The sequence below is a fragment of the Methylophaga sp. UBA4204 genome (assembly GCF_002379485.1).
GTDB lineage: Bacteria > Pseudomonadota > Gammaproteobacteria > Nitrosococcales > Methylophagaceae > Methylophaga.
In genome coordinates, this window is record NZ_DFTU01000028.1 from 1 (window position 1) to 201 (window position 201).

1 protein-coding gene is annotated in these 201 nt (G+C 48.3%); it reads right to left on the reverse strand.

Annotation, left to right across the window (positions count from 1 at the left end; all coding sequences use genetic code 11):
* The coding region (locus B3182_RS03355) for a single-stranded DNA-binding protein (protein ID WP_292751561.1) at positions 1-201 on the reverse strand (201 nt) is incomplete at both ends.

Sequence of the window (201 nt, forward strand, 5' to 3'; positions counted from 1 at the left end):
CTTTTCGCTGCTGGTTGAGAAGGACGATTTTGGTTGTAATCCTGATTATCGTTGCTTCCGCCACCACCCGCACCTTTGCTGTCCAGCATGGTCATTTCGTTACCAACGATTTCGGTGGTGTATTGATCCTGACCTTGCTGGTTTTGCCATTTACGGGTCTGAATACGGCCTTCAATATAGACTTGTGAGCCTTTGCGCACA